Here is a 23,022-nt window from a genome sequence, read left to right as displayed (position 1 = left end):
TTTTTCATAAAAGTGGATGCGACCGCTTGCGGTCAACAAAACGGTCATGACCGTTTTGTTTGGACGGGCACAGACAAGCCAATTAGCAAAGAGAGAGCTGGGGCCATATCACTCTATGTACATATGTTAAGGGGGAGAGGTGAGGAAAGAAAAATGGCCTATCCTTCTGACAGTCAATTCATCCCGTTTATGCTCGGGGGAAGTCCATTCGGAGACGTCCCGAACGATGAAAGTCCCGGCTCTGCAGACATCGTAGGGAACGCTACGTTTCCCGTTGCCTTTTCGGCTTATGATGGAACGAATCTCTACTTTCGGATGAGAGTCAACGAAGATCCAAGAAATTCGCAAAAAACAGGGTTTCAAAACTTTGCTTGGGGATATTTGATCAATACAACCGGAGTGGCTGGCACATACCAGTGGATGTTGGGCGTGCAAGGCCTGCGCAACCGAGTTGCTTTGATTCAAAACACCATTGTTGAATTTAACTCCTGGAACGATCCGGCAGAGGGCACAAACGGAAGTGGAGCTCCCAACTGGCAAGCGCCGATTATCAATTTTGACACGGCTCGTGTGCGGCTGACAAATGACGGCTCTAATTTTAGCGGCACTCCTGATTACTTCATCGATCTCGTCATGCCGGCTACTACTTTTTTTTCAACGATCGGTGTTACCTCCCTTACTTCCATTCGTTTCCTCCCTTTTACCTCTGCAAATGACAATAATTACAACAAAGACTCTCTGCGAACAAGTGAAGGCTTTAGCTTTGAAAATTCCTTGAGCAATACGACTACGGTGGCGACAGGAGACGTTCGGGCTAGCCTTGCCATCGATAAGCAAGTAACAGCAGGACCAACAGTGGTTACAACAGGACAACTATCGCAATGGACGGGAACGATCACTGTTACCAATACCGGGAAGAGCCAGGCAACGACAGTTGTTGTCAACGATTTGATCGAGCTGGATCAGGTAACGGCTTTTACGGTGAACGCAACAAGTATCGGCTCTGTCATCTACAATCCCCTCACGAAGGTGCTCAGCTGGACGATTGGCAATTTGGCCGCTGGTTCTACTGCCAGCTTGTCATTTGCGGTCAGCGGGCTTTTCGCGGTTTCTCCCGGCGGAACACGGCGGTTAAACACAGCGACAGTTACTGGCGTAGACAGCTTTTCTGGCGGGACGCTTTCTCCTGTCCAGGATAATATTGTCATCACGGTTAACTTGGCTGGTAGTGTGGCTGGTGTGGTGCTTGACCAGTCCACGAACTTGCCTGTAGCAGGTGCGCAAGTTGCGCTATATGACTCGATTCCCGTATTAATCGGAACGACGACAACAGACACAGATGGTGCCTATTCGTTTACTGGATTGGCTCCTGGTCTGTATTCTGTGTCGGTGACCGCGCCGACTTATAACTCCAAAATCCAATTCGTGAGCGTTTTGGCAGGGCAGACCACAAGAGCAGACATTTTGCTTCCTCCGAGTCCGGGTCAGGTGAACGGGACGATAACAGATACCGGGTTGGCCCCCATCTCAGGGGCAGTGGTAAAGCTCATTAATACGACAGGCGTGACTGTAAATCAGGCAGCGACTGGGGGAGTGGGGACTTACCAGTTTACCAATGTCGTGCCGGGTGCCTACACCCTTGCAGTCAGTGCGGATACATTTCAGCCAGCAACCGTTGCAATCAATGTCATTCGAGCCCAGACGACAACACAAAATGTAGGGCTCCAGTCATCCGTTGCCCAGCTATCTGGTCTGGTGACAGGTCCGGGTGGCATACCGATTGCCGGGGCATTGGTGGAAGTGCTGAATCAGACAGGGATTACGCTAACGGAAACAACAACAGATGGAGCTGGCACGTATCTGCTGAACAAGCTCGCAGGAGGTATTTATCAAATCCGCGTCAGTGCCGCGGGCTTTTCCACACAATTAGCTGGAATCAGTCTGCAAGCGGGCGATGCCAAGGTACTTCATTTTTCTCTTACGACTGCATTTGGAACGGTAAGTGGAACCATTTCCGATGCGCAAACGGGTGAAGGAATCCCAAATGCAAGCATCAAGGTGGTATCTCGCTCAGGGATTGCAGTAGGAGAGGCAGTAACCGACGCGAATGGAGACTACGCTTTATCCTTGCTTGGTCCGGAAAACTATGTCCTTACGGCTGCTGCAGAGGGGTATGCGGGCAAAACAGTTGGGATAGGGATCAATGCCGGAGCGACTACACCAGTTGACCTCCAATTGGAAAAACTGGCAGGGGTATTGAACGGGACTGTCTCGGACACAGGGAGTAATCCGCTTGGTAATGCTACTATCATTGTTATGAAGGGAATTGTTCCTGTAGCGCAGACCATTACCGACAGCGCTGGCACCTTTTCCTTTCCGCACTTGGCCCCAGGCACGTATACCGTAACCGCTTCGGCTTCTGGTTATTCCACTATTGTGTTGGGGGCAACTGTGCAGCCTCAGGAAATATCGTCCCTTGCTTTTGTCCTACAAGCTTCACCGGGATCAATCGCAGGACAGGTGGTCGACAGCGGCAATCAGCCGATTCAGGGTGCCGCTGTGATCGTAAGGGATAATACGGCAGCAGGTGCTGTTATCGCTACTGTATTGACTGATGGAAACGGACAGTATGTGGTACCTAATCTGCTACCCCAGGCGTACGTTGTCATCGTATCTGCTCCGAATAAAACGACAGTAATCACAGGGGCAAACGTCACCTCATTAACGACAACAATGGTGAATGTGCAGCTGGCAGACTTGCCGGGAAGCATTTCAGGTTCGGTTTTTGATGCTACCTCTGGTCTGCCGATCACTGGTGCTTCGATAGCTGTTAGCGTGTTGAACCAAGCAGGGGCAATCGTCGCCCATGCAAATAGCGATCTGTCGGGCAATTACCAGATCACAGGGCTTGCACCCGGAGTTTATACCATTACGGCCCGTGCAACCAATTATGAAACAAACAGTGCTTCCGCTACTGTACTTGCCAACACAAATACGCCTGTCAGCTTGGCGTTGTTTGCGAGTCCGGGTGAGATCCAAGGGCAGGTGCTTGCTGCTGGGACGTTACAGCCGATTGCCGGTGCACAAGTAAATGCACTCGATTTCAATGGCTCCGTCGTGCATTCGGTATACAGCGATAGTCAAGGAAGCTTTGTGATCACGGGCTTGGCGCAAGGTCAATACGTTATCAGTGCTTCGGCGGATGGTTTTCAGTCCAATCATGTCGGAGCCATTGTATTCGCGAATACAACTACTCCTGTCCAGGTTCAGCTTAATCAGGATTTCGGTACTATTAACGGTACAGTAGTTCCTGTCGTACCGGGAACGACCATTCAATTGTTTGATAACAATAACCTGTTGAAAGATACATTCGTCGCAGATGGAAATGGGGCATTTTCATTTTCAGGGGTCGCACCAGGCTCTTATAGCCTTACAGCTACCGCCTCTGGCTACGCTGTGCAATCTGTTGGGGCGATCGTACAGCCTGGGCAGACGACCATCGTTTCCTTTTCGCTTATCCCGAATCCGGGCAGTATTTCTGGAACGGTGCAAGACACGGGTATGCAGCCGATTGTCAATGCTGTTGTTCGTATTCTGGATTTGAATGAGACGACGATAGGCTTTGGGTATACGGATTCAAACGGGGCCTATACAATTGGCAACCTGCCTGCCGGATCATTTGTCGTGGTGGCAAGTGCCCCCGAATATGTTACGGGCTCGGTTGGTGTTACTCTTGGACCCGGTGAAAATAAGACCGGAGTAGACTTTGTTCTTGAGGTGAATGCAGGCGGGATTAGTGGACAGGTGACGGACGCGACGAATCCCGCGGTATTCATTGCAGGAGCCGTTGTACTGATTCGTTCCATAAGTAACGGAAATGTAGTGGCTACAGCAAGCACCGACCAGACGGGCAGCTATTTGATTCAACATTTGTTGCCGGGGGCTTATACCGTCACGGTCAGTGCGCCAAGCTATGCAGATCAATCAGTAGGCGCCAATGTAGTCAGTGGAGAAACGACAGGGGCTAGTGTGTCGCTCTTGCCTTTGCCTGGGTCCATCGTGGGCAGTGTCATAAATAGCTTGGGTGTACCAATTACGGGAAGCGAAATCAGCGTCAAGCTGTTGGATAGCAATCAAGCCGTCAAACAGAGCTTGCTCGCGAATGAATCGGGTGTATTTTTCATTGGGAGTGTCTCTCCAGGCGTTTACACCGTGATCGCGTCAGCGCCTGGCTATGCCGTAGGCAGTATTGGCGTGATCGTTGTAGCCAATACCCCAACTCCGACAACAGTCACGTTACCTGACTTGCCAGCGGCTATTTCGGGTGTAGTGACCAATCAGATGACGGGATTCGGGATTCCGGGAAGCACCGTGCTCATTACGGATGGACATGGCGTTGTGCTTGCTCAATTATTGACAGATAATCAAGGCAATTTTTTGGCAGAGAAGCTTCCGCCGAGTGTTGTAAATGTAACTGTTTCTGCGCCGAACTTTGTATCCGTCTCGCAGGCGGTTATTTTGCAAGGGGGCATTACCACCACCTTTCAGCAGGCATTAGTTCCCAATCCCGGCAGTTTATCCGGCGTAGTGACTGATCAGGAGACGGGCTTGCCGATCATTGGCGCAACATTAATCGTCTTCGACAGCACTCGTGCCGCTGTGGGCTCCGTACTGACCGATGCAACGGGAAGCTTTTCGCTTGATAGGCTGGCTCCTGGAGGGTACACCGTCAATGTCAATGCAACTGGATATGCAAGCGATGTAGCTGGTGCACTAATACAAGCAGGGGCGGCGTCCGTACTTAGCTTTGCGTTAAACGAGTTGCCTGGTGGGATAGCTGGTACAGTGCGAGAGGAAGGTACGGCTTCACCGATTGCCGGTGCGGTCATTACGGTTCGACAAGGAAGTCCGTCTGGAACGATACTGGCTATTGTCCTCGCGAATGCGCAGGGTCAGTATAGGGTGAGTGGATTATCTCCTGGGAGCTATACACTAATCGCAAGTGCGACGGGATTCGCTGCTGAGGCGTCAACAGCTATGATCGGAATGGGAGCGACTACCTGTCTTGATTTTTCTTTGCAGAATCTGCCTGCAAATGTCACAGGCGAAATTAGTGACGCCCTTCTCAGCACACCTTTGCCGAATACGCTCGTCCGCTTGTTGGGCAACAACAATACGATTCTCTTTTCTACCCAGACAGACGCTCAGGGGATTTACTTCATGGATGGATTTGTGGCTGGCAATTACACCATTTTGGCAAGGAACGAAAGCTATCAGAGGGAGAGTGTCTCCTTTGATGTAGCTCCTGGGGGAACAGCTACAATCAATATTCCACTGGACCCGAATCCTGGTGTTTTGCAGGGCACCGTCAGGGATGCTCTTGATGGCACGCCACTGGTAGGGGCGGAAGTATTGATCTATTTCCCTGGCACAAACAACTTGTTGTCTCGGACGATTACGGACGGTCTCGGTCAGTTTGAAATCGACGGTCTGGCGCCTTTAACCTATACACTTGCGATAAGCGCTCAAGACTACACCACTCAACCTGTTGGTGCGACGATCTTTTCCGGACAGACGACTACGATTAATGTGGGTCTTCCTCCTTTTCCCGCTGCTGTAACAGGTCAGGTACAGGCTGCTGGTGGAGGTGTTGTTCCCAATGCATTGGTACAGGTGAAGGATTCACATGGAACATTGTTCGGCAGTGCAATCACGGATGACTTGGGCCATTTTTCTGTTGGTAACCTTCCACCTGGGACGTATTTGATTAGCGCAAGTGAAGATAGCTACGCAACAGCAACACAAAGCATTATAGTGACGGCTGGACAGACATTAAACGGGGTTATCCTCACGATGCCTGCTCTGCCAGGCAGCATCTTTGGTCAGGTGACCAATCAGTTGACGGGACTTCCGATCACGGGTGCGGCTGTTAACGTACAACTGTTTGCCAATGGTTTGTTTATTGCCAACACCGTAACGAATCAGAGCGGGCAATTCCAGGTGAATGGCTTGACGGCGGGAATTTACAATGTCATCGCAAGCGCAGATGGCTTTGGCACGCATTACAGTACAGTTTCGGTCCTAAACGGGCAGACAACAATAACAACTGTCGAGCTGCTGCCAATCGTGGGAACCATATCCGGGATCGTCCTCTTACCCGATGGCACGCAAGCGAGCGGAAACAATATTCAATTGTCGTTATTCCATTCAGACCAGATTCGCCTGCAAAATATTTTGGCTGAGCCGGATGGAACATTCCATTTTGTCAATGTGGCTCCCGGTACGTATACCGTTGTAGGAACCATCCCGGGCATCGGTACCGGTCAGGCGGAAGCAGTCGTTTTGCCGAACCAAACAACCTTTATCATCATCCGCCTTTCTCAAACGGGTACGATACAAGGAACGGTTCGATCTGGTTTAACAGGCTTGCCAATTGCTGGAGCGACCGTATATGTGCAAACGGTAAATCAACCAAACAGAACCACTGTGGTCGTCCAAACAGACAGCTTCGGCAGGTACAAGGTGACTGGTCTTGCTCCTGGCACCTACTTGGTTGTAGCCAATGCGATGGGGAGTGGAGAAGCGAGAGGGACAGTAACGCTAGGCGCAGGGGAAATCGTGACGCTCGATCTAGTTCTAGTTCCAGCAGCCATGAGCGGATCTTTTCGAGTCGCAACATGTCCGACCATTTTATTTACCCCATTTTGATGATTTGGAGAATTGCTCCACTTAAAAATATAAATATGGCGGATAACTCCTTTTTTGGTATAATAGCTGTAGAAATACGGCTATTTTGTTTTGGGTAAAAACAAGGGGGAGCGGGCCATATGATGAAACAGCAGGAGGAGCTGTCCCATCCATTGACAGCTACCATCACGAAGACAAATACGCTTTTGCATATTCAGAGTCTCCTTCCCTCCTTTACGAAATCGGAGCAAAAGGTTGCCCATATTGTCTTACAGCAGACAGACAGCGTGATTTATTCATCGGTGATTGACCTTGCCGAAAAGGCCGGAGTGGGTGAGACGACCGTTTTGCGATTTTGCAGGAAAATAGGCTTCCATGGTTATCAGGAATTCAAGCTGGCATTGGCGCAGGAATTGGTCAATCCGGTCAAAAACTTGCATGGAGAAGTAGGAGAAGACGATTCGCTGGACATCATCACGCACAAAGTAACCGCAACCAACCAACAGGCGATTGGGGATACCTCGGCGCTGTTTCAGCTCGAACAGCTGGAGCGCTGTGTAGACCTTTTGCAAAAAGCAAACACGATCCATTTTTACGGGGTAGGCACGTCTGCGGTAACAGCCCAGGATGCCAAGTACACGTTCTTACGGATCGGGCTTCGCGTGGACGCTTTTAATGAATCGCATCTGCAAGCGATGGCTGCAGCGACTCTGGGACCGGGGGATGTCGCGATCGGTTTGTCTGTATCAGGCAGTACGAAAGACACGATCGATTCGTTGAAAGTGGCCAAACAGGCAGGCGCAGCTTGCATTTGTCTGACGCACTATCGACGCTCGCCGATTACGAATGTAGCGGACATTACGCTTTTAACCGCAGCGCAAGAAGGTCCGTTGCAGGGGGGATCTCTCGCAGCGAAAATTGCACAGCTGCATGTACTGGATGTTATCAGTACGACAATCACGATGCGCAACAAGGAAAAGGCCCTTTTATATAAAGAGAGAACAGCGAAGGCTGTCCTAGAGAGAAAATACTAAGTGGTAGTTCAAAAAGTCGTCTTTTGATCATGGAGTAGTCCTTGGAGACTTTTTGAACTTATTTTTATATGAAATAGGAGTGGTTGGAAATGAAGCTCGTGATCGTGAAAGATTACGCGGAGCTCAGCAGAAAAGCTGCTGAAATGCTCGTAAGCGAAGTAAAAGCAAATCCGAAGACCGTCCTTGGCCTTGCAACCGGAGGCACGCCAGTAGGGATGTACCGTGAGCTGATCAAGCTGTCACAAGCACAGAGCATCGATTATTCGCAAGCGAGCAGCTTTAATCTGGATGAATACGTCGGACTTTCTTCGACTCATCCGCAAAGCTATCGCTCGTATATGGAAGAAAACTTGTTCAATCACATCAACATTCCTGCGGAGAAAACACATGTGCCAGTTGGGAATACGACAGATCATTTGGCAGAGTGTGCACGCTATGAGGAAGCGATCCGATTGGCGGGCGGGATTGATATCCAGGTGCTGGGGATCGGCAATAACGGCCATATTGGCTTCAACGAGCCTGGCTCTCCTGCTGACTCATTGACGCGCGTGGTCCAGCTCACTGACAGTACGATTGAAGCAAATGCCCGCTATTTTGATAGTGTGGAACAGGTGCCGACTCAGGCGGTTTCCATGGGGATCAAGACGATTCTTGGCGCTAAAAAAGTTGTACTTCTCGCAAGTGGAGAGGCAAAAGCAGAAGCCGTGCGACTGATGCTAGAGGAAGAACCTACGGCAGATGTCCCAGCTTCCTTATTGCAATTGCATAGAGACGTAACCGTTATTGTAGATCAGGAAGCAGCTAGCAAGCTGACCACCTCCATACTTGCAGGAACCAAACCAAGCGGCAGCTAATGTACCGCTTGGTTTTTCTTTTGCTTGTTCACCAATCTGTTCCGAATACGCACTTGTTCCTTATGCTATACTGGGAATGTTGCAAGAAGGTCACCAGATTTTTCTAAGGAGCTGATTTTAATGAGCGCAAACGAAGCGTTGCTTACATTAGAAGGTTGGTATACGTATCATAATTTCCGCACCATCAATTGGGAAAAGTGGAAAGCAGCGTCCGCAGCAGAACGCAAAGAAGCGTTGGACGAGCTGAATGCTTTGATCCGCACATGGGAAGCGAATGAGGGAGAGAACCAAGGAAGCACGGCTGTGTACTCCATCCTCGGACACAAAGCAGACCTCGTGTTCATGTTCCTGCGTCCAACTATGCAAGAACTCGATGAGATCAAAACGGTGTTCAATAAAACTCGCTTTGCTGCTTATACAGAAGCTCCTTATTCGTATGTATCCGTAGTAGAGCTGAGCAATTATGTAAATAGCCCAGGTGAAGATCCAAAAGCGAATCCGCATGTGCGCGACCGCCTCTATCCAATCCTGCCAAAATGGGAGCACATTTGCTTCTATCCAATGAACAAAAAGCGCGATCTGCAAGACAACTGGTACATGCTCTCCATGCAGGAGCGCCAAGAAATGATGCGCTCCCACGGCTTGATCGGTCGCTCCTACGCTGGCCGCGTGAAGCAAATTATCGGTGGCTCCGTTGGTTTCGACGATTGGGAGTGGGGCGTTACCCTCTTTGCCAACGATCCGCTGGAATTCAAGCATATCGTCTACGAAATGCGCTTTGACGAAGTGAGTGCGCGCTTCGGTGAATTCGGCAACTTCCTCGTAGGAAACATTTTGAACGAAGAAACACTGGTGAAAAAGCTGGAAGTATAATCAATATGTTCAAAAATCCGCTGTGCGAGATCGTCGCATTGGCGGATTTTTATTTGGATCTATGTCCATCGTGATAAACGGCGTATCGGTAGGCGATAATGGATGTATAAAAATGATTGAACAGCCACTCCTCACCGCAAGAATACCCTTGCCGACATTCCTACGAAAATTTATGAAACCTTGTCTTTGGTTCCCAGACACTTTTTGTTAAAGTAAACAGGAAAGCATTTTTGACAGCGGAGGGGAACAAGACTGGGCTTTCTCAAGTTTAAAATTGGTTATCGTACGTTAAAAACAGCCATTGGAACGGCTATCTCGATTCTGATCGCCCAGCAGCTAGACTTGATGTTTGCTTCTTCTGCGGGGATCATTACGATCTTGTGTATTCAGGTAACAGTCAAGCAATCGTTTCAGACAGCGTGGAATCGGATTCTGGCCAGTTTATTGGGTCTGGGAATCGGTGTTTGTCTGTTTTCCCTTATGGGCTATACGCCGGTTGCCATTCTCCTTTTCATTTTGCTTTTCTTGCCGCTCGCCGTGCGTTTTGGCATTCAGGAAGGCTTCGTCAACAGCATGGTTGTGCTTATGCATCTGTATTCTTCAAAGAGAATCGATGGGATGCTATTGCTAAATGAGGTCGCTTTGCTCGTCATCGGTGTGGGTGTAGCCCTACTGGTCAATCTGTACATGCCGAGTCTCGATAAAGAGCTGAAAGGGATGCAAGTAAAGGTGGAGAAGCTGTTCAGCAAAATTTTGCGAGAGTTCTGCTACTACTTGCGTCACGGGGAAAGTGATTGGGACGGGAAAGAATTGATCGAAACAACCGGTGTATTGGAAACGGCAATTCGTTTGGCCTCACGAGATGTTGGCAATCGATTGGGACGTCGTAATGATTCGTACTACGAGTATTTTGTGATGCGGCAAAAGCAGTTCGAGTTACTGGAACGCATGATGCCAATCGTCTCTTCCTTGGACAATCAGGTGGCAGAGAGCCATCGGATCGCAGATTTTCTTGAGCGAATCAGTGCCTCGGTACATCCGGGCAATACCGCCTACCGCTTCATCGACCAACTACGCGTGATGCAAGAGGAGATCAAGGCAGCAGATTTGCCGCGAACGCGAGAGGAATTTGAGACGCGTGCCTCGCTTTTCTACCTTCTGGGGGAAATTGAGAGCTATTTGTTCATCAAGCACGAGCTAGGCAAGAACAGGGACGAAAAGGCACAGGTGGCAAAGAGTTAGCCAAAACAGTACGTAACAATGAAAGAGTTGTAGAACACCGAAGGAAGGGCTGCGAATACTTTTCGCAGTCTTTTTTTGTTTTTCGGTAAAAACTCCGTGAACTTTTCATTAAAACCAAAAAATTACACAGTTGTCCTAGTACGTTTTTGAACTTACTTGTATACCGTGTACAAGCGGCGAAAAATAAATCAAAAGAGTAGGATCAAGGAGATGAGAGTGACCAGATGAAATTAATTGTGAATGAAAAAGAGTTGAAAGAGTATTTTCAAGGGCTGCGACGTCTCGTTTGGGGAAAAGACCGAAGAGACGAAGAAGTCGAAAATGACAAGGAAGAAGCTATTCGCTGTTCGCTTCGCAAAGAGCTGTATGCAGAAGAATTCGCCGCGTTTCTGCAAGAAAACCACAGTACTTTGCTGCGACAAGATTCTTTTCGTAAAGTGCTGCTGCGCTATTTGCATGAAAACGTCGAGCTGGGAACAGATGCAGGAAGTGTCACAGGGGTCCTGAATGAGGTTGGTCGGGACTATGCTGAAATCATAGAGTCAGGCGGTTCACGTGTGCTGATTCGTTTCACACAAATTAATTATGTTCATGAGGTGTAAGGAGGAGAAGACAAATGAACTATGTACAGAAATTGAGAACGTTTATAGGCGATAGTGTACAAGTCGTAATCGGATTAGACGTAATTAACGGTGAGTTGCTAGGCGTGACCAATTCGACATTAACCGTGCTTGCAGCAAGTGATCCCGGCTATGGCGGTGGCCAAACAGTAGTATTTCAACTCGATCGCATCACGTACGTGCGCGTTCTCTAATGAAAGAGAGGCAAGGGATAAGGGGCCTAGTGCCCCTATCCATTCTAATTTCTGCCATGCATGGGACAGCTCATCTGCCAAAGCTGATCGCCGCATGTAAACAGCTTGCACCACTGGAGATCATCGTGATTTCGACAAGGGCCCTGGAACTTGACTCGGGTGTCCGTGTCGTTCTTTCAGACGCTGCTGAGAATCTATTCTCATGGCGGAGAGAGGCTGCCAAGCATGCAAGAGGGAGTGTCCTGCTTTTTCTCGGTGAAGAACAAATTCATTCGCTGTCTGGATTGCAACGTTTCTTGTTCCCGATTTTATATGGAAAGACACAGATCGTTTTGCCCCAGCAGGATATGCGACACAGGAGGCTGACAAAACTAAGGCCCATCCACAGTTTTTCCCTGCTGGTAAATAATCTCTTCGGCCGCACTGATTTGCGTGAAGCTTCCTTACTAGACACTCCTCACGCGATGACCAGAGACGCACTTTCCAAAATCGGAGTGGAACAGTTGGCACAGCCTGCCCAAGCGCACAAGCGGGCAGTTATGAGCGGGCTGTCCATTACCGCGCAAGCCTTTGGAACGGGGACGGAAGAGCGGATGTTTTTGCCACAGCTTCACGGTTCGTTGCTCAAAGAGCTCTCCTTGTACGAAAAGCTGGTGATTGCCGAACAGCTTGATCTCGTCTCGGGTCTTCCTTTTCGCGGCGGGCTGTCCGATGGAGGCCGGCGAAGAGATATAGCAGAGAAGGTGAGTAGTAAAAACAGTGGTATGCCTGTTACACAGGTAGGGAAATGGCCTTTGCGACCAACAACTCTTTACGGTGGGAAAACGGTATCCGTGATCATTCCAGCCCATAACGAGGCAGCGACGATCCAGCAGGTGATCCGTGAAGTTCTTCGACTGGACCCTGCTGAGATTATCGTGGTCGTCAATGGCTCGGTTGATCAAACAGCACAGCTTGCCCGTGAATGCGGCGTGACGACCGTAGAGTTCCCATTTGCATTGGGCGTCGATACTGGACGGGCAATTGGAGCAACTCTGTCGAAAGGCGACATCCTGTTGTTTGTCGATGCGGATACGATTATGACCGCCCATGATCTGTACCCATTTGTTCTCGCGTGTGAGTGCGGCGTGGATGTGGCCCTGAATGATGTTTCTGTATTTTTGAATCAACCTTGCCCAGACAATGTCTTCGTGGCTTGTCGCCAAGTTCTCAACTTGGCTTTGAATCGTAAGGATTTGGGGATCGGGTCTATGGTGACCGTCCCCTTTGCCTTGCGCAGGGAAGCGGTTGCTCCGCTCGGGTGGCACATACTGCTTTGCCCGCCAAAAGCACAAGCAGCATACGCACAGGCGGGTGTAAAGATGGAATTGGTTCATCAGGTGAACAGCTTCACCACCAACCGACTACGGCCAGAAAAACACTTCGCCAGCTCCGGAATGCCCCCTGCTGTTGAACAGATTGCGGGTGACCACGTGGAGGCCTTGCAGTTTCTGGCCAAAGGACGGTAACGAGGATACGCTGTAAAAACAAGAAGACTGGAAGGAGGAAATGAATTTGGCAGGAGAGAGAATAGAAGGTCTGGTAAGTGTCGTCATTACCAATTTCAACAGGGCTGCTTATATACGTGAATGCTTGGATAGCATCCTCCAGCAAACCTATGAGAATTGGGAGATTGTCCTGATCGATGATGCATCGACAGATCATTCCGTAGAAGTGGCCAGAGAATGGCTAGAAGAGAGTAAAAGGTTTTTTCCAAGAGAGAACCAGGTGCTGATTCATGAGCTCCCTCGCAATATTGGCTTTTCGGGTGCCATCAATGTCGGGCATTACCTGAGCAGAGGCGAGTTCATCGCGATTCAGGACTCGGATGATTTCTCCCATATCCTGCGTCTTTCGCGGCAGGTTGAATATTTGAAAAACCATCCCCAGATCGATTTAGTTGGTACGAACTACTATGCGTTTTCGGCCGATCATCCGGAAAAAAAGCAGCTAGCTGGATGGATCAAGTATGGCGATGACATTCGCAAAGTATACGGAAACGGGGGACACTGCGTCTGTCACGGAACCTGCATGTTTCGAGGGCGATTGTTTGACCAGATTGGTGGCCCGACACGTCGAATTGAGGGTGCAGAAGACTACGAATTTATCGCCAAAGCTTTGAATGCGAGAGCAGGCGTGAACAATATAGCAGAAGCATTGTATTATTACCGGACCCACGCTGAGCAGCGTTCGGCCCACTATTATCGGAAGAAGGGAGGGTAAAAAGTTGACTAGCAGTAATGATCGGATATTGATGGTGCTGGACAGTTTGAGGACAGGCGGAACGGAGACACATGTTCTTAGCATGGGGAAAGCATTGAGGAAAAAAGGCGTCCAACTGTTTTATGCAGGTGGTAATGGCCCCTTCTACCAAGAATTTGTTGATGCAGGCTTTTTGGTTGAACCGATAGAATCCGCTCGTGAGCCGCTTTCGGCACGCAGACAGCATCTGATCGAATGTTACCGTGCATGTATGAAGAAGCATCGTATTACCATCGTCCATGTCCATCAAACACCATCAGGCTTTCTTGCCGCTACGGCAGCCAATGAGCTCGGCATTCCTGTCGTGTTCACCTTGCATGGAACGTACTACCCAAAGGATGAGGCGATAAAAGTAGCCCAGCTCTGCTCCGCCGTTATCAGTGTGAGCAAACCTGTCCAACTATTCTGGCAAAAGCGCGGGGTAAAAACCACACTCATTTCCAATGGGATTGATATGGAAGAGTTTCAGTCTGGCTCAGCAAATAGGGCTGATGTGCCGGCTTTACCGCCTGATGCTACAGTGGTTACGTATGTGAGCCGGTTGGCTTGGCAAAAAGCGACGGTGTGCAACATGGTGTTGCGGGCAACCAAAACACTGCGGAATGAAATCCCCAACCTGCATATCGTGGTGGTGGGTTCGGGTGCCCAGGCCATTCATGTTCATGAGCTGGCAAAAGTTCTGAATAAGGCCGCAGCGCAGCCCTATATTCACATTGTGGGGGAGCAAACCGATGTCCGGCCGTATTACGCAATCAGTGATTTGGTGATTGGAACAGGGAGGGTCGCACTCGAAGCGATGGCGTGCGGAAAGCCTGTGCTTGCGATCGGGAATCACGGCTACGTCGGTTTGGTGGAACCTTCGTCTTACGAGGTGGCTTGGGACTGTTACTTCGGTGACCACTCCTCTGTGCAGAAGCCGTCTCCTCCGTTGATCGACAGTGCTCTGCGTCAAGCATGTAGTGACCGGAGTCAATTGAAGGAAATAGGAGGTCAAGGAAGGGCGTGGGTTCAAAAACAGTTTCCTATCACGCAAAAATGTGCCTCCTTGCTTACTATTTATGCACAAATAAAGAATGGAGGGGGGGCGACAAGCATGAAAAAAATATTGTACGTTGGCTGGTTAGGATTCAACAATTTGGGCGACGAGCTGATGTGGCATGCCTTTTACAATTTGTCGTGCAAATACCTCGACCCTACACAATACAAGGTAATACCTTCCTTGCCCGGGGTTGATCTGAAGGATGTAAGCGAGTATGACACCGTCGTTTTGGGGGGAGGATCGCTTCTCATCCCTGGGTATGTGGATGTAGCTTATCGTGCTGTTGAACAGAAAAAAAATCTTTGGGTCTGGGGAAGCGGATTTGACTCACAAGATCGGGTAGAGCTGGATTCTTCCGGCAGAATGACGAGCAAGCTGATAAATGGCCAAGATAAAATGAGCCACATGCTGCAAAAAATCACCGAGCACGCCACGTTTTTTGGTGTACGCGGACCACTTACACTCCAATACCTCCAGCAAGCGGGAGTAGGAGAAAAGGCTGCGATTAGCGGAGACCCGGGGATGCTGCTTCTCCCTGCATCATTGCCAATAGTAGTAGATAAAAGCAAGCGACCCACGATTGGCATCAACTGGGGCACTTCCTATAACCGGATTTATGGGAAAAACGAGACTGCAGTAGAGGATGCGCTAGCGCATGCAGCCAAGAAGCTAATCCAGGCAGGCTACGATATCCACTTGCTCACCATGTGGGGACCGGATCGGGAAGCCATTAAAAGACTGTACAAAAAAATCAACGATCCAGCGTATACGATTCTCGACCTTGAGCTGCACGATCATACGCAAATGCTGCAGTTGATGAAAGGCTTTCAAGCGACGATCAACTTTAAGTTGCATGCCAATGTGCTGAGTGCCGCTGCGGGTGTTCCGTTCGTTTGTTTGGCGTATCGCATTAAGGGCATTGACTTCGCTTATTCACTGGATCTCCCGGAGCTCATCGTGTCAACAGACGAGCCGCGATTAGGTGAACGAATTCTTTCCTGCACCTGGGAGGCCATCGCACGCAAGGATCAGATCACAGCAAAATTGGCGGCGAGTCAGAAAAAAATGATCGAGAATTTGGAGCTGCCGTTCATTCAGGGCTTGTTGTAAGACCATTTGTACGATAAAAAAAGAAAAAGATGAGGGGACCTGTGGATTCGCTACAGGTCCCCTCAATCGTTGATCGTGACAAAAATCAGTACTCACCGTGCTCCCGCAAGCTGGCTACAGGAACGCTCATCTCCTGATCCGGCTGGTTGAGCGGGTAAATTCTCGCCATGTCGTTGTTATCATCAATGTGCTGGATGTATACGGGTATTCCATCGCAGGTCACATTCGCCATAACGGGCGAAGCGGCGATTTCTTTCGCGCGCTGTTTATTCATTTTGATTCCTCCTGTCAGTTGTAACAGCTTTAATATGTACGTCAGCCCAGCGCAGTATACTTTTTACCGCTGTTGACATTCCCTAAAATATGTAATAAATTGGAGGGGAAATTACTACGAAATCGTACTAAAAGGAGTCACCGGTATGCAGCAACTATATGACCTCTTTCTGAAAACCGGTTTGCGTCCGTTCGCCTTTATGTCCGATACGATGCAGCTTGAAGAAAAACTGACTCGCTCTGATTTGACGACCCTCCTCCTATTGTTGTTCCGCGGAGATTTGACTATGTCAGAGTTGGCGCAAGAGATGGGGGCGCCGCTTAGTTCGATGACCAGCATCGCGAAACGGCTTGAACGCAAAGGCTACATCGCGAGGGCTACCTCTGTAGAGGATCAACGGGTGAAGCTCGTCACACTGACACAACCAGGCAAACAGCTCGCAAAAGAATCAGAGCAAATGATGCTAGCGATGTTGGGGAGGCTTCAGGAGGCATTTACACGGGAGGAAATGGAGCAATTCACTGCCCTTTTACTCAAAGCCGCCAAGGTATTTCAGGACGGAGGACCTGTCAAGCCTCGTGAAACAAAGGTTCGTTCCATCAAGATCAACATTGAGGAATAGTTTGATCGAATCTGCTTCTTTTTTTGTTTAATTACTACGAAATCGTACTAAATGGACCGTGAAGGAGAGAGTCGAGATGAGAATCATCATCTACACTGGCAAAGGTGGAGTTGGCAAGACAAGTGTTGCAGCAGCAACGGCTGTTAAGCTGGCAAAGCAGGGAAAGAGGACGCTCGTACTCAGTACGGATGCGGCACACAGTTTGGCAGATTCATTGGGGACTGTGATCGGACCAGACCCCGTACTCATTAGCGAAAATTTATGGGGCCAGGAAGTAAACAGCTTGCGGGAAACCGAGCGCAATTGGGGAGCCGTTCAGGGATGGCTGACAACACTGCTCGACAAAGCACAGCTGACTGATATTACGACGGAGGAGATGCTTGTTTTTCCTGGCATGGAGGAAATGTTCAGTTTGCTACAGATCAAGGAACACGCCGTAAGCGGGCAGTTCGACGTCCTGGTAGTAGATTGTGCCCCAACCGGAGAAACCCTGCGTCTGCTCAGCTATCCCAACGTATTGAATTGGTGGTTAGAGAAAATTTTTCCGACGGAACGCAAGCTGATCAAACTGGTTCGCCCAGTGGCCAAGATCGTCAACAAAGTAGAGCTTCCTTCTGATGAGGTGCTAAACAGCGTCGAGCAGCTCGCTCGGGGGCTGGAGGAAATGCAACGCATTGTTTTGGACCCGGAGATTACATCAGTGAGAATCGTAGTAAATCCAGAAAAAATGGTACTTGCGGAAGCAAAGCGCTCGTTTACGTACTTGAATCTGTTCGGGTTCAATACGGATGCCATCATCGTGAATCGGGTGCTTCCGGATGAAGCGGGAGAAGGATTTTTTGCCCACTGGCGGGAGCTGCAACGCAAGTATGAGAACGAAATCGTGGAAAACTTTCAGCCGCTGCCGATTTTGAAAGCCCCGATGATGCCAAAAGAAGTGATTGGGCTTCCCGTGTTAGAAGAATTGGCTGATATCGTTTTTGGAACAGAAGACCCATCCGCCAAGCTTTATCAGGGCAGAACGGAACTGATTCGAGAAGTGGATGGTGAGCTGCATTTGGAGCTGATGATTCCTTTTGTGGATAAGGCAGCGCTGGATTTAACGCAAACAGGGGATGAATTGACCGTAAATGCTGGCGCCTACAAGCGAAAAGTCATCTTGCCACGAGTGTTAATGGGGCGACAGGTGACGGGAGCGAAATATGCGGAAGATCGACTGATTATTCGTTTTAGCGCAAGGGAAGGGGCTGCCCAGCATTGAGAGGAGAATGGACATGGTAAGTGGGATCAAGCGCCAAATGGGTTTCACTCTCATCCTGACAGGACTGCTGCATACGGTTGTCGGTCTGTTTTTATACGCAAAGCCGCTTCAGCAGATTGTTGCTAATGGCATTTGGAATGGGGTAGGGAAAGAAGAAGTTGCTGCTTTCTGGTTTCTGATGTTTGGGTTTTTGCTGATGTTGCTCGGATATATGGCGGATTGGCTGATGAAAAAGAAGGGAATGGAGACGCCGGCTGCCTTTGGGTGGACGATACTCGGGATTTGCGTGGTCGGGGTGATTGCTATGCCTACCTCTGGCTTCTGGCTTGGTATACCGCAGGCTGGCATCCTGCTGCGCAAGTGATGTAAGAAATTTGCGGATAGGTAGATGGTTCAGATAAAATGAATGTAACCATTTTCCATATGCTTCAATATCCGAGGTGATCTTCCTTGAACTTCTTAGATGCAAATAATCAATGGACCCCAGAGTTTTTGGAACACATCCAAAAATCCGCGAAGTCATCCATTAAGCTCACGCTGACGAAAGAATCGGCCACCTTAACAGATAGCAAGGTGGGCGGAAAGCCTTGGCTGCCGCCACAAATGCCATACCCACAGGATGAAGATGGAAACGACTACTTGTTTCTCGCACAAATCAACTGGACGCAAATGCCGCGGCTCGATGGCTACCCTGCTAGTGGATTAACCAGTTTTTTTGTCAAGGAGGATGATACCTTCGGATTGATGGATCAATCCTTTCACGTGCTCCATTTTGAAGAGGTCATGGACACACAGGAAATTGACCCCTTTCAACCAGAGGACCCTGACGTGTACAGTCCGGTACTAGGTGGGCCATACAAAGTGACAGGAAAACTAGAGTCGCAGTACGTCCCTCATCGAGATCCACAGGCGGTGAATTATCAGCTACCTACCGATGAGAATCAAGTGGCCTACTCCAAATATTGGGACCTCGCCGATGCAAGCGGGTCACGGATCGGAGGATATCCCTACTTTACCCAGGAGTATGGGAATCAGGATGGATGGGAGATGCTCCTTCAACTGGATATGGAAGGCGACAATTACGATTACTATGTCTCATGGGGAGATAGCGGAGTGGGCAACTTCTTCATTCGCAGGGAGGACCTGCTTCGTCTGGATTTTTCAAAGGTTTCGTATACATGGGATTGTCTATAAAAGAAAGATGGGGATACAACGATGGCGCACATACATGACGTCCAAAGCTTACTCAAAGAATCGCAGAAGACCAGAGTGAAATACTTGTTCTTTTGGGGACATACACAGAAGGATTCAGGCACGACCGATAAATCTTGTTTCAGCCAATGGTATCCGGCCGCTTTTGTAGAGGACGGTATCACGTACCTAACCGCTGAGCATTACATGATGGCGAAAAAGGCTGAACTATTCGGCGATCTGGTCATCCGTGATGAAATACTGAGGAAAAATCATCCGAAACAAGCGAAGGATTTGGGACGAAAGGTACATTCCTTTGACGAGGCTGTGTGGAATGCGAACAAGACATCGATTGTTCGCCAAGCAAACCTATTAAAATTCAGCCAGCATGCCGATTTGAAAGCATACCTCTTGGACACCGGTGACCGCATTATTGTAGAAGCGAGTCCTTATGATCGGATATGGGGAATCGGGATGGCCCAAGATCATCCGCATGCGGAACAGCCCGAAAAGTGGCGGGGAGAAAATTTGCTCGGTTTTGCATTGATGGCAGTCAGGGAGCAACTGCGTTCGTGATCCGGATTACCAAGATCGGAGAAGAACCTGTCGAACAGGTTCCCTATCTAGCAGCAGGTGCGAATGGCAAAGGTGTTGTTCCGAGCAGGTTGCCCATCTTTTTTGGGGAAATGGTGAATATTCCTGATGCTTATGATGCGATCATCATTACTTCCGATCTGCAAGGGGTGATCGAGTCTCGGCACGAGCAGCAGGTACTGCTTGGCGAAGCGTTGCCAGAGATGGTTTCACTGTTACTCCAAATCGAAAAGCCATCCATTTCAAGGGAACGCGTTCTGGTCTTGCTATGCGGAGACTTGTATGCCGATCCATGGGAACGGGGAAGTAGCGGCGATCCCTCTTCCGTATGGAAGGCTTTTCAACGTGAGTTTGGAGCGGTGGTCGGGGTTGTTGGCAATCACGATGTGTTTGACTCGGGTTCACTCGCACAGCTTCAACACATGGCAGATATCACCGTAATCAATGATCCTGAAATAGTGCAAGTCAGCCAGCTCCGTATTGCGGGCTTGGGCGGAATCGTAGGTCGTGCGGATAAACCGAATCGGAGGGAAAGGAAGGAGTTCCTGAAAGGAATGCGGGAGCTGCTTCGGAAGCAGCCTGACATTTTGTTACTTCATCAAGGTCCGGATGAGCCTTCATTTGATCTGCAAGGCTTGCCTGAAATTCGTGAGTGCTTGCAGCAGCATTCTCCAGTACTCGTTTGCTGTGGGCATGTACACTGGGCGCGATCTTGGATCGAGCTTGGCCAAGGGACACAAGTGTTGAACGCAGATGGGAAACTATTTGTCTTTACGCGAAAAAGTGGTTGAGCAGACTCTGCGCTGCTAACCACTTTTTTCTATTACTGAACGGAAAACGCATTTTTTACCTGATCAAGGGACATGACCATTTGCCCATACAGCTTGCCGTCTGGAGTTGCGGGGTCATAACGTAAATGTCTCGGTGATCGGGATTGGCACCGTGAATGGATTGTTTATGATTCGACCTTTGATCTCATCGGTTGCCGGTCTTTTGACTTCCGGCTCAGGGTCAGATGGAGCCGCTTGCTGTGGGGGTGGTGCTGCTTGTGGACCTGGCAGCGAACAGGCGGAGAGCTGAAAAATGATGATGAGTCCTACATAGAAGCACGTTGCTACTTTCATCCCGATCCTCCTTGATGTATAAAACACTCTCATTTATTCATTCCAAGCGAGGAGGAAAACTATTCCATATTCTTATCATGAATATTTATTCAATAAAACATATTTTTCTTGAATATCAGAAAATATATAATTATAATTTAAATCAGAAAACGTTTCCGGTATTCGGAAAAAGGAATACGCAATTCATCCGGGAGATAAATGGGGGATAGCAGGATGATTGAGGTTAAGCAGCTTGTCAAATCTTTTGGCCCGTTAACCGTGTTGAAGGGCGTTACGCTCACGGTGGAAGAAAAGGAAGTTGTCGTCTTGCTTGGAGCCAGTGGATCAGGCAAAAGTACTCTACTCCGATGTTTGAATTTTCTGGAGTTTTACGACAGCGGAGAGATTCGAATCGGCGGCCAGCAAATTGATCCACACAAGACGAATCTGAATCAGTTCCGCGCCGAAGTCGGCATGGTTTTTCAGCACTTCAATCTGTTTCCGCACAAGACCGTTTTGGAAAACGTGATCGAGGCACCTGTTCACGTTAAAGGGATGAGTGCAGCAGAAGCCAAACAATTAGCGTACGAGCTCCTGAAAAAAGTAAATATGCAGGACAAAGCCGATGTCTACCCGGACATGCTCTCTGGTGGACAAAAGCAGCGGGTTGCCATCGCCCGGGCTCTTGCGATGAAGCCGAAGATCATGCTGTTTGATGAGCCAACCTCTGCACTCGATCCCGAGCTCGTCGGTGAAGTGCTACAGGTCATGAAGCAGCTCGCCAAAGAAGGAATGACGATGATCGTCGTGACACACGAGATGGGGTTCGCTCGTGAAGTAGCAGATCGGGCGGTCTTCATGCACGATGGGCAAATCCTGGAGCAAGGACCGCCGAGAGAATTCTTTGAAAACCCACAGCATGATCGCACCAAGCAGTTTTTAGGCAGCATCCGTTAAAATCCACGAAAAAGGTAGTTCAAAAAGTAGTCTTTTGATCACGAAGTAGTCCTGAAAGCTAATTCGACATCGAAAGAGGTGTTCACCTTCGAAGTCCGGTGCTCATGTAGGTCCGCTACATTCCGCTCCTCCTTCTTCAGGTTCTCACCACTTTCTCGGTGCTGAAAAGCCGACTTTTTGAACACGAATAATAGAGATGAATACAGGGGGAATCACCAATGAAAAAGCGTGCAAAATGGTCCGGAATTTTGTTGTCCACTGTCCTAGTAGGCTCGTTGTTGCTCTCTGCTTGTGGATCACAGGGAAGTGCACCGGCAGCAGGTGGACAAACTGCTGGAGACGGTGGAAAGAAGGATTTTACGTACGCCATGAGTGGCGTGTACAAGCCGTTTAGCTTCAAGGAAAACGGGCAACTGACTGGATTTGACGTAGAGATTGGACAAGCGCTGGCAGAAAAAATGGGCATGAACGCGGTGCCGATCACCAATCCATTCGAAACGATCATCCCTGGTCTGGACGCGAAAAAATACGACGCTGTCATCGGGAGCTTGACCGTCACACCTGAACGTCAAAAAGCTGTTTTGTTCACCAATCCATACTACCGTTCCGGTTCGCAAATTTTCGTACAAGAGGGCAATACAACAATCAAGACCAAAGAGGATTTGAAAGGCAAAAAGATCGGTGTCGTGAAAGCATCCAACTACTTGGATTGGGCGAAAAAGCTGACGGATGAAGACAAAATCACTCAATATGATAGCGATATCACCGCTTTGCTGGACTTGCCGACAGGGCGTCTCGATGCAGTGATTACCGACCAGGTAGTAGGCTTGCGATTCATTAAAGAAGGCGGCGGAAAAGTGATTGATGTAGGCGAACCACTCAGCTTTGACGAGCAAGCAATCGCTGTGCGCTTGGGCGACCAAGAGGCAGTGGAGCGGATCAACAAGGCGTTGGATGAGATCGTCAAAGACGGCACCTATGAGAAGATCAGCCAAAAATGGTTTGGCCGCAACATCTTGCAAAAACAGTAAGTGGGCAACGGGGTGTCCGTGATGGACGCCCTCCT

General features: G+C 49.2%; 20 protein-coding genes. 18 read left to right on the top strand and 2 right to left on the bottom strand.

Annotation, left to right across the window (positions count from 1 at the left end; genetic code table 11):
- The first annotated feature begins 153 nt into the window (after positions 1-153).
- The 10 genes from ODZ53_RS18910 to ODZ53_RS18865 all read left to right on the top strand — a co-directional run bounded on the left by ODZ53_RS18910 (position 154) and on the right by ODZ53_RS18865 (position 15,954).
- Positions 154-6,708, top strand: a complete 6,555-nt coding sequence (locus ODZ53_RS18910; RefSeq protein WP_372679112.1) for a carboxypeptidase regulatory-like domain-containing protein — start codon at positions 154-156, stop codon at positions 6,706-6,708.
- A gap of 119 nt (positions 6,709-6,827) precedes the next feature.
- The gene (locus tag ODZ53_RS18905; RefSeq protein ID WP_015892796.1) at positions 6,828-7,721 is read left to right on the top strand and encodes a MurR/RpiR family transcriptional regulator; all 894 of its coding nucleotides are present in this window, start codon (positions 6,828-6,830) and stop codon (positions 7,719-7,721) included.
- Between the two features lie 89 nt (positions 7,722-7,810).
- Positions 7,811-8,575 carry a glucosamine-6-phosphate deaminase gene (gene nagB, locus ODZ53_RS18900; protein ID WP_015892795.1) on the top strand — a complete coding sequence of 255 codons (765 nt, stop codon included), beginning with the start codon at positions 7,811-7,813 and terminating at the stop codon, positions 8,573-8,575.
- 120 nt (positions 8,576-8,695) lie between these two features.
- A complete protein-coding gene (gene hemQ / locus ODZ53_RS18895) occupies positions 8,696-9,448 on the top strand; it encodes a hydrogen peroxide-dependent heme synthase (RefSeq protein ID WP_015892794.1) in 753 nt (250 codons plus the stop codon).
- A 252-nt stretch (positions 9,449-9,700) separates the two neighbouring features.
- Positions 9,701-10,690, top strand: coding sequence for an aromatic acid exporter family protein (locus tag ODZ53_RS18890; protein WP_372679150.1), 990 nt, complete (start codon positions 9,701-9,703; stop codon positions 10,688-10,690).
- Between the two features lie 224 nt (positions 10,691-10,914).
- Positions 10,915-11,292, top strand: a complete 378-nt coding sequence (locus ODZ53_RS18885; RefSeq protein WP_199928404.1) for a DUF2642 domain-containing protein — start codon at positions 10,915-10,917, stop codon at positions 11,290-11,292.
- 14 nt (positions 11,293-11,306) lie between these two features.
- Entirely contained in the window at positions 11,307-11,504 is a 198-nt protein-coding gene (locus ODZ53_RS18880; RefSeq protein ID WP_015892790.1) for a hypothetical protein, read from the top strand.
- 29 nt (positions 11,505-11,533) lie between these two features.
- Complete coding sequence (locus tag ODZ53_RS18875) at positions 11,534-13,012, top strand: glycosyltransferase (protein WP_372679109.1); 1,479 nt, start codon at positions 11,534-11,536, stop codon at positions 13,010-13,012.
- Between the two features lie 46 nt (positions 13,013-13,058).
- Positions 13,059-13,766, top strand: coding sequence for a glycosyltransferase family 2 protein (locus ODZ53_RS18870; protein WP_372679107.1), 708 nt, complete (start codon positions 13,059-13,061; stop codon positions 13,764-13,766).
- Between the two features lie 4 nt (positions 13,767-13,770).
- On the top strand, positions 13,771-15,954 hold the full coding sequence (locus tag ODZ53_RS18865) for a polysaccharide pyruvyl transferase family protein (protein ID WP_372679105.1): 2,184 nt from the start codon (positions 13,771-13,773) through the stop codon (positions 15,952-15,954).
- A gap of 85 nt (positions 15,955-16,039) precedes the next feature.
- Here the strand turns inward: ODZ53_RS18865 and ODZ53_RS18860 are convergent, their stop codons facing one another.
- Positions 16,040-16,228 (bottom strand): H-type small acid-soluble spore protein, encoded by a 189-nt coding sequence (locus tag ODZ53_RS18860; RefSeq protein ID WP_372679103.1) that lies wholly within the window; start codon positions 16,226-16,228, stop codon positions 16,040-16,042.
- A gap of 145 nt (positions 16,229-16,373) precedes the next feature.
- Between ODZ53_RS18860 and ODZ53_RS18855 the strand changes: the two genes are divergently transcribed.
- From ODZ53_RS18855 to ODZ53_RS18830, 6 genes are all read left to right on the top strand, one after another.
- Entirely contained in the window at positions 16,374-16,850 is a 477-nt protein-coding gene (locus ODZ53_RS18855) for a MarR family winged helix-turn-helix transcriptional regulator (protein WP_372679101.1), read from the top strand.
- A gap of 76 nt (positions 16,851-16,926) precedes the next feature.
- A complete protein-coding gene (locus tag ODZ53_RS18850) occupies positions 16,927-18,111 on the top strand; it encodes an ArsA family ATPase (RefSeq protein WP_372679099.1) in 1,185 nt (394 codons plus the stop codon).
- 13 nt (positions 18,112-18,124) lie between these two features.
- On the top strand, positions 18,125-18,475 hold the full coding sequence (locus tag ODZ53_RS18845) for a DUF6463 family protein (RefSeq protein ID WP_372679097.1): 351 nt from the start codon (positions 18,125-18,127) through the stop codon (positions 18,473-18,475).
- Positions 18,476-18,561: 86 nt separating this feature from the next.
- Positions 18,562-19,305 carry a YwqG family protein gene (locus tag ODZ53_RS18840; protein WP_372679095.1) on the top strand — a complete coding sequence of 248 codons (744 nt, stop codon included), beginning with the start codon at positions 18,562-18,564 and terminating at the stop codon, positions 19,303-19,305.
- A 21-nt stretch (positions 19,306-19,326) separates the two neighbouring features.
- On the top strand, positions 19,327-19,878 hold the full coding sequence (locus ODZ53_RS18835) for a riboflavin biosynthesis intermediates N-glycosidase (protein WP_372679093.1): 552 nt from the start codon (positions 19,327-19,329) through the stop codon (positions 19,876-19,878).
- A complete protein-coding gene (locus tag ODZ53_RS18830; RefSeq protein ID WP_372679091.1) occupies positions 19,875-20,687 on the top strand; it encodes a metallophosphoesterase family protein in 813 nt (270 codons plus the stop codon). Before ODZ53_RS18835 ends, ODZ53_RS18830 begins: the two co-directional genes overlap by 4 nt.
- Before the next feature lie 114 nt (positions 20,688-20,801).
- Here ODZ53_RS18830 and ODZ53_RS18825 read toward each other — a convergent pair whose 3' ends face one another.
- Positions 20,802-21,020: a hypothetical protein gene (locus ODZ53_RS18825; RefSeq protein ID WP_372679089.1), complete on the bottom strand. Its 219-nt coding sequence runs from the start codon at positions 21,018-21,020 to the stop codon at positions 20,802-20,804.
- 213 nt (positions 21,021-21,233) lie between these two features.
- On the opposite strand from ODZ53_RS18825, the gene ODZ53_RS18820 reads away from it, so the two are divergent.
- Both ODZ53_RS18820 and ODZ53_RS18815 read left to right on the top strand, forming a co-directional pair.
- Positions 21,234-21,956: an amino acid ABC transporter ATP-binding protein gene (locus tag ODZ53_RS18820; protein WP_142498640.1), complete on the top strand. Its 723-nt coding sequence runs from the start codon at positions 21,234-21,236 to the stop codon at positions 21,954-21,956.
- Positions 21,957-22,174: 218 nt separating this feature from the next.
- Positions 22,175-22,987 carry an ABC transporter substrate-binding protein gene (locus tag ODZ53_RS18815; RefSeq protein WP_372679086.1) on the top strand — a complete coding sequence of 271 codons (813 nt, stop codon included), beginning with the start codon at positions 22,175-22,177 and terminating at the stop codon, positions 22,985-22,987.
- Positions 22,988-23,022 lie beyond the last annotated feature (35 nt).

The sequence above is a fragment of the Brevibacillus sp. BD137 genome, assembly GCF_041644655.1.
GTDB classification, from domain to species: domain Bacteria; phylum Bacillota; class Bacilli; order Brevibacillales; family Brevibacillaceae; genus Brevibacillus; species Brevibacillus brevis_D.
Note: the sequence above shows the minus strand (reverse complement) of the source record. Positions and strands in the feature narration are given on the sequence as shown.

Bases quoted from the DNA above. Each gene is read 5' to 3' on its own strand.
- ODZ53_RS18825 (WP_372679089.1), bottom strand. From the start codon at position 21,020: ATGAAAGTAGCAACGTGCTTCTATGTAGGACTCATCATCATTTTTCAG.
- ODZ53_RS18885 (WP_199928404.1), top strand. From the start codon at position 10,915: ATGAAATTAATTGTGAATGAAAAAGAGTTGAAAGAGTATTTTCAAGGG.
- ODZ53_RS18815 (WP_372679086.1), top strand. From the start codon at position 22,175: ATGAAAAAGCGTGCAAAATGGTCCGGAATTTTGTTGTCCACTGTCCTA.
- ODZ53_RS18820 (WP_142498640.1), top strand. From the start codon at position 21,234: ATGATTGAGGTTAAGCAGCTTGTCAAATCTTTTGGCCCGTTAACCGTG.
- nagB (WP_015892795.1), top strand. From the start codon at position 7,811: ATGAAGCTCGTGATCGTGAAAGATTACGCGGAGCTCAGCAGAAAAGCT.
- ODZ53_RS18850 (WP_372679099.1), top strand. From the start codon at position 16,927: ATGAGAATCATCATCTACACTGGCAAAGGTGGAGTTGGCAAGACAAGT.
- ODZ53_RS18845 (WP_372679097.1), top strand. From the start codon at position 18,125: ATGGTAAGTGGGATCAAGCGCCAAATGGGTTTCACTCTCATCCTGACA.
- ODZ53_RS18835 (WP_372679093.1), top strand. From the start codon at position 19,327: ATGGCGCACATACATGACGTCCAAAGCTTACTCAAAGAATCGCAGAAG.
- ODZ53_RS18910 (WP_372679112.1), top strand. From the start codon at position 154: ATGGCCTATCCTTCTGACAGTCAATTCATCCCGTTTATGCTCGGGGGA.
- ODZ53_RS18905 (WP_015892796.1), top strand. From the start codon at position 6,828: ATGATGAAACAGCAGGAGGAGCTGTCCCATCCATTGACAGCTACCATC.
- ODZ53_RS18860 (WP_372679103.1), bottom strand. From the start codon at position 16,228: ATGAATAAACAGCGCGCGAAAGAAATCGCCGCTTCGCCCGTTATGGCG.
- hemQ (WP_015892794.1), top strand. From the start codon at position 8,696: ATGAGCGCAAACGAAGCGTTGCTTACATTAGAAGGTTGGTATACGTAT.
- ODZ53_RS18855 (WP_372679101.1), top strand. From the start codon at position 16,374: ATGCAGCAACTATATGACCTCTTTCTGAAAACCGGTTTGCGTCCGTTC.
- ODZ53_RS18880 (WP_015892790.1), top strand. From the start codon at position 11,307: ATGAACTATGTACAGAAATTGAGAACGTTTATAGGCGATAGTGTACAA.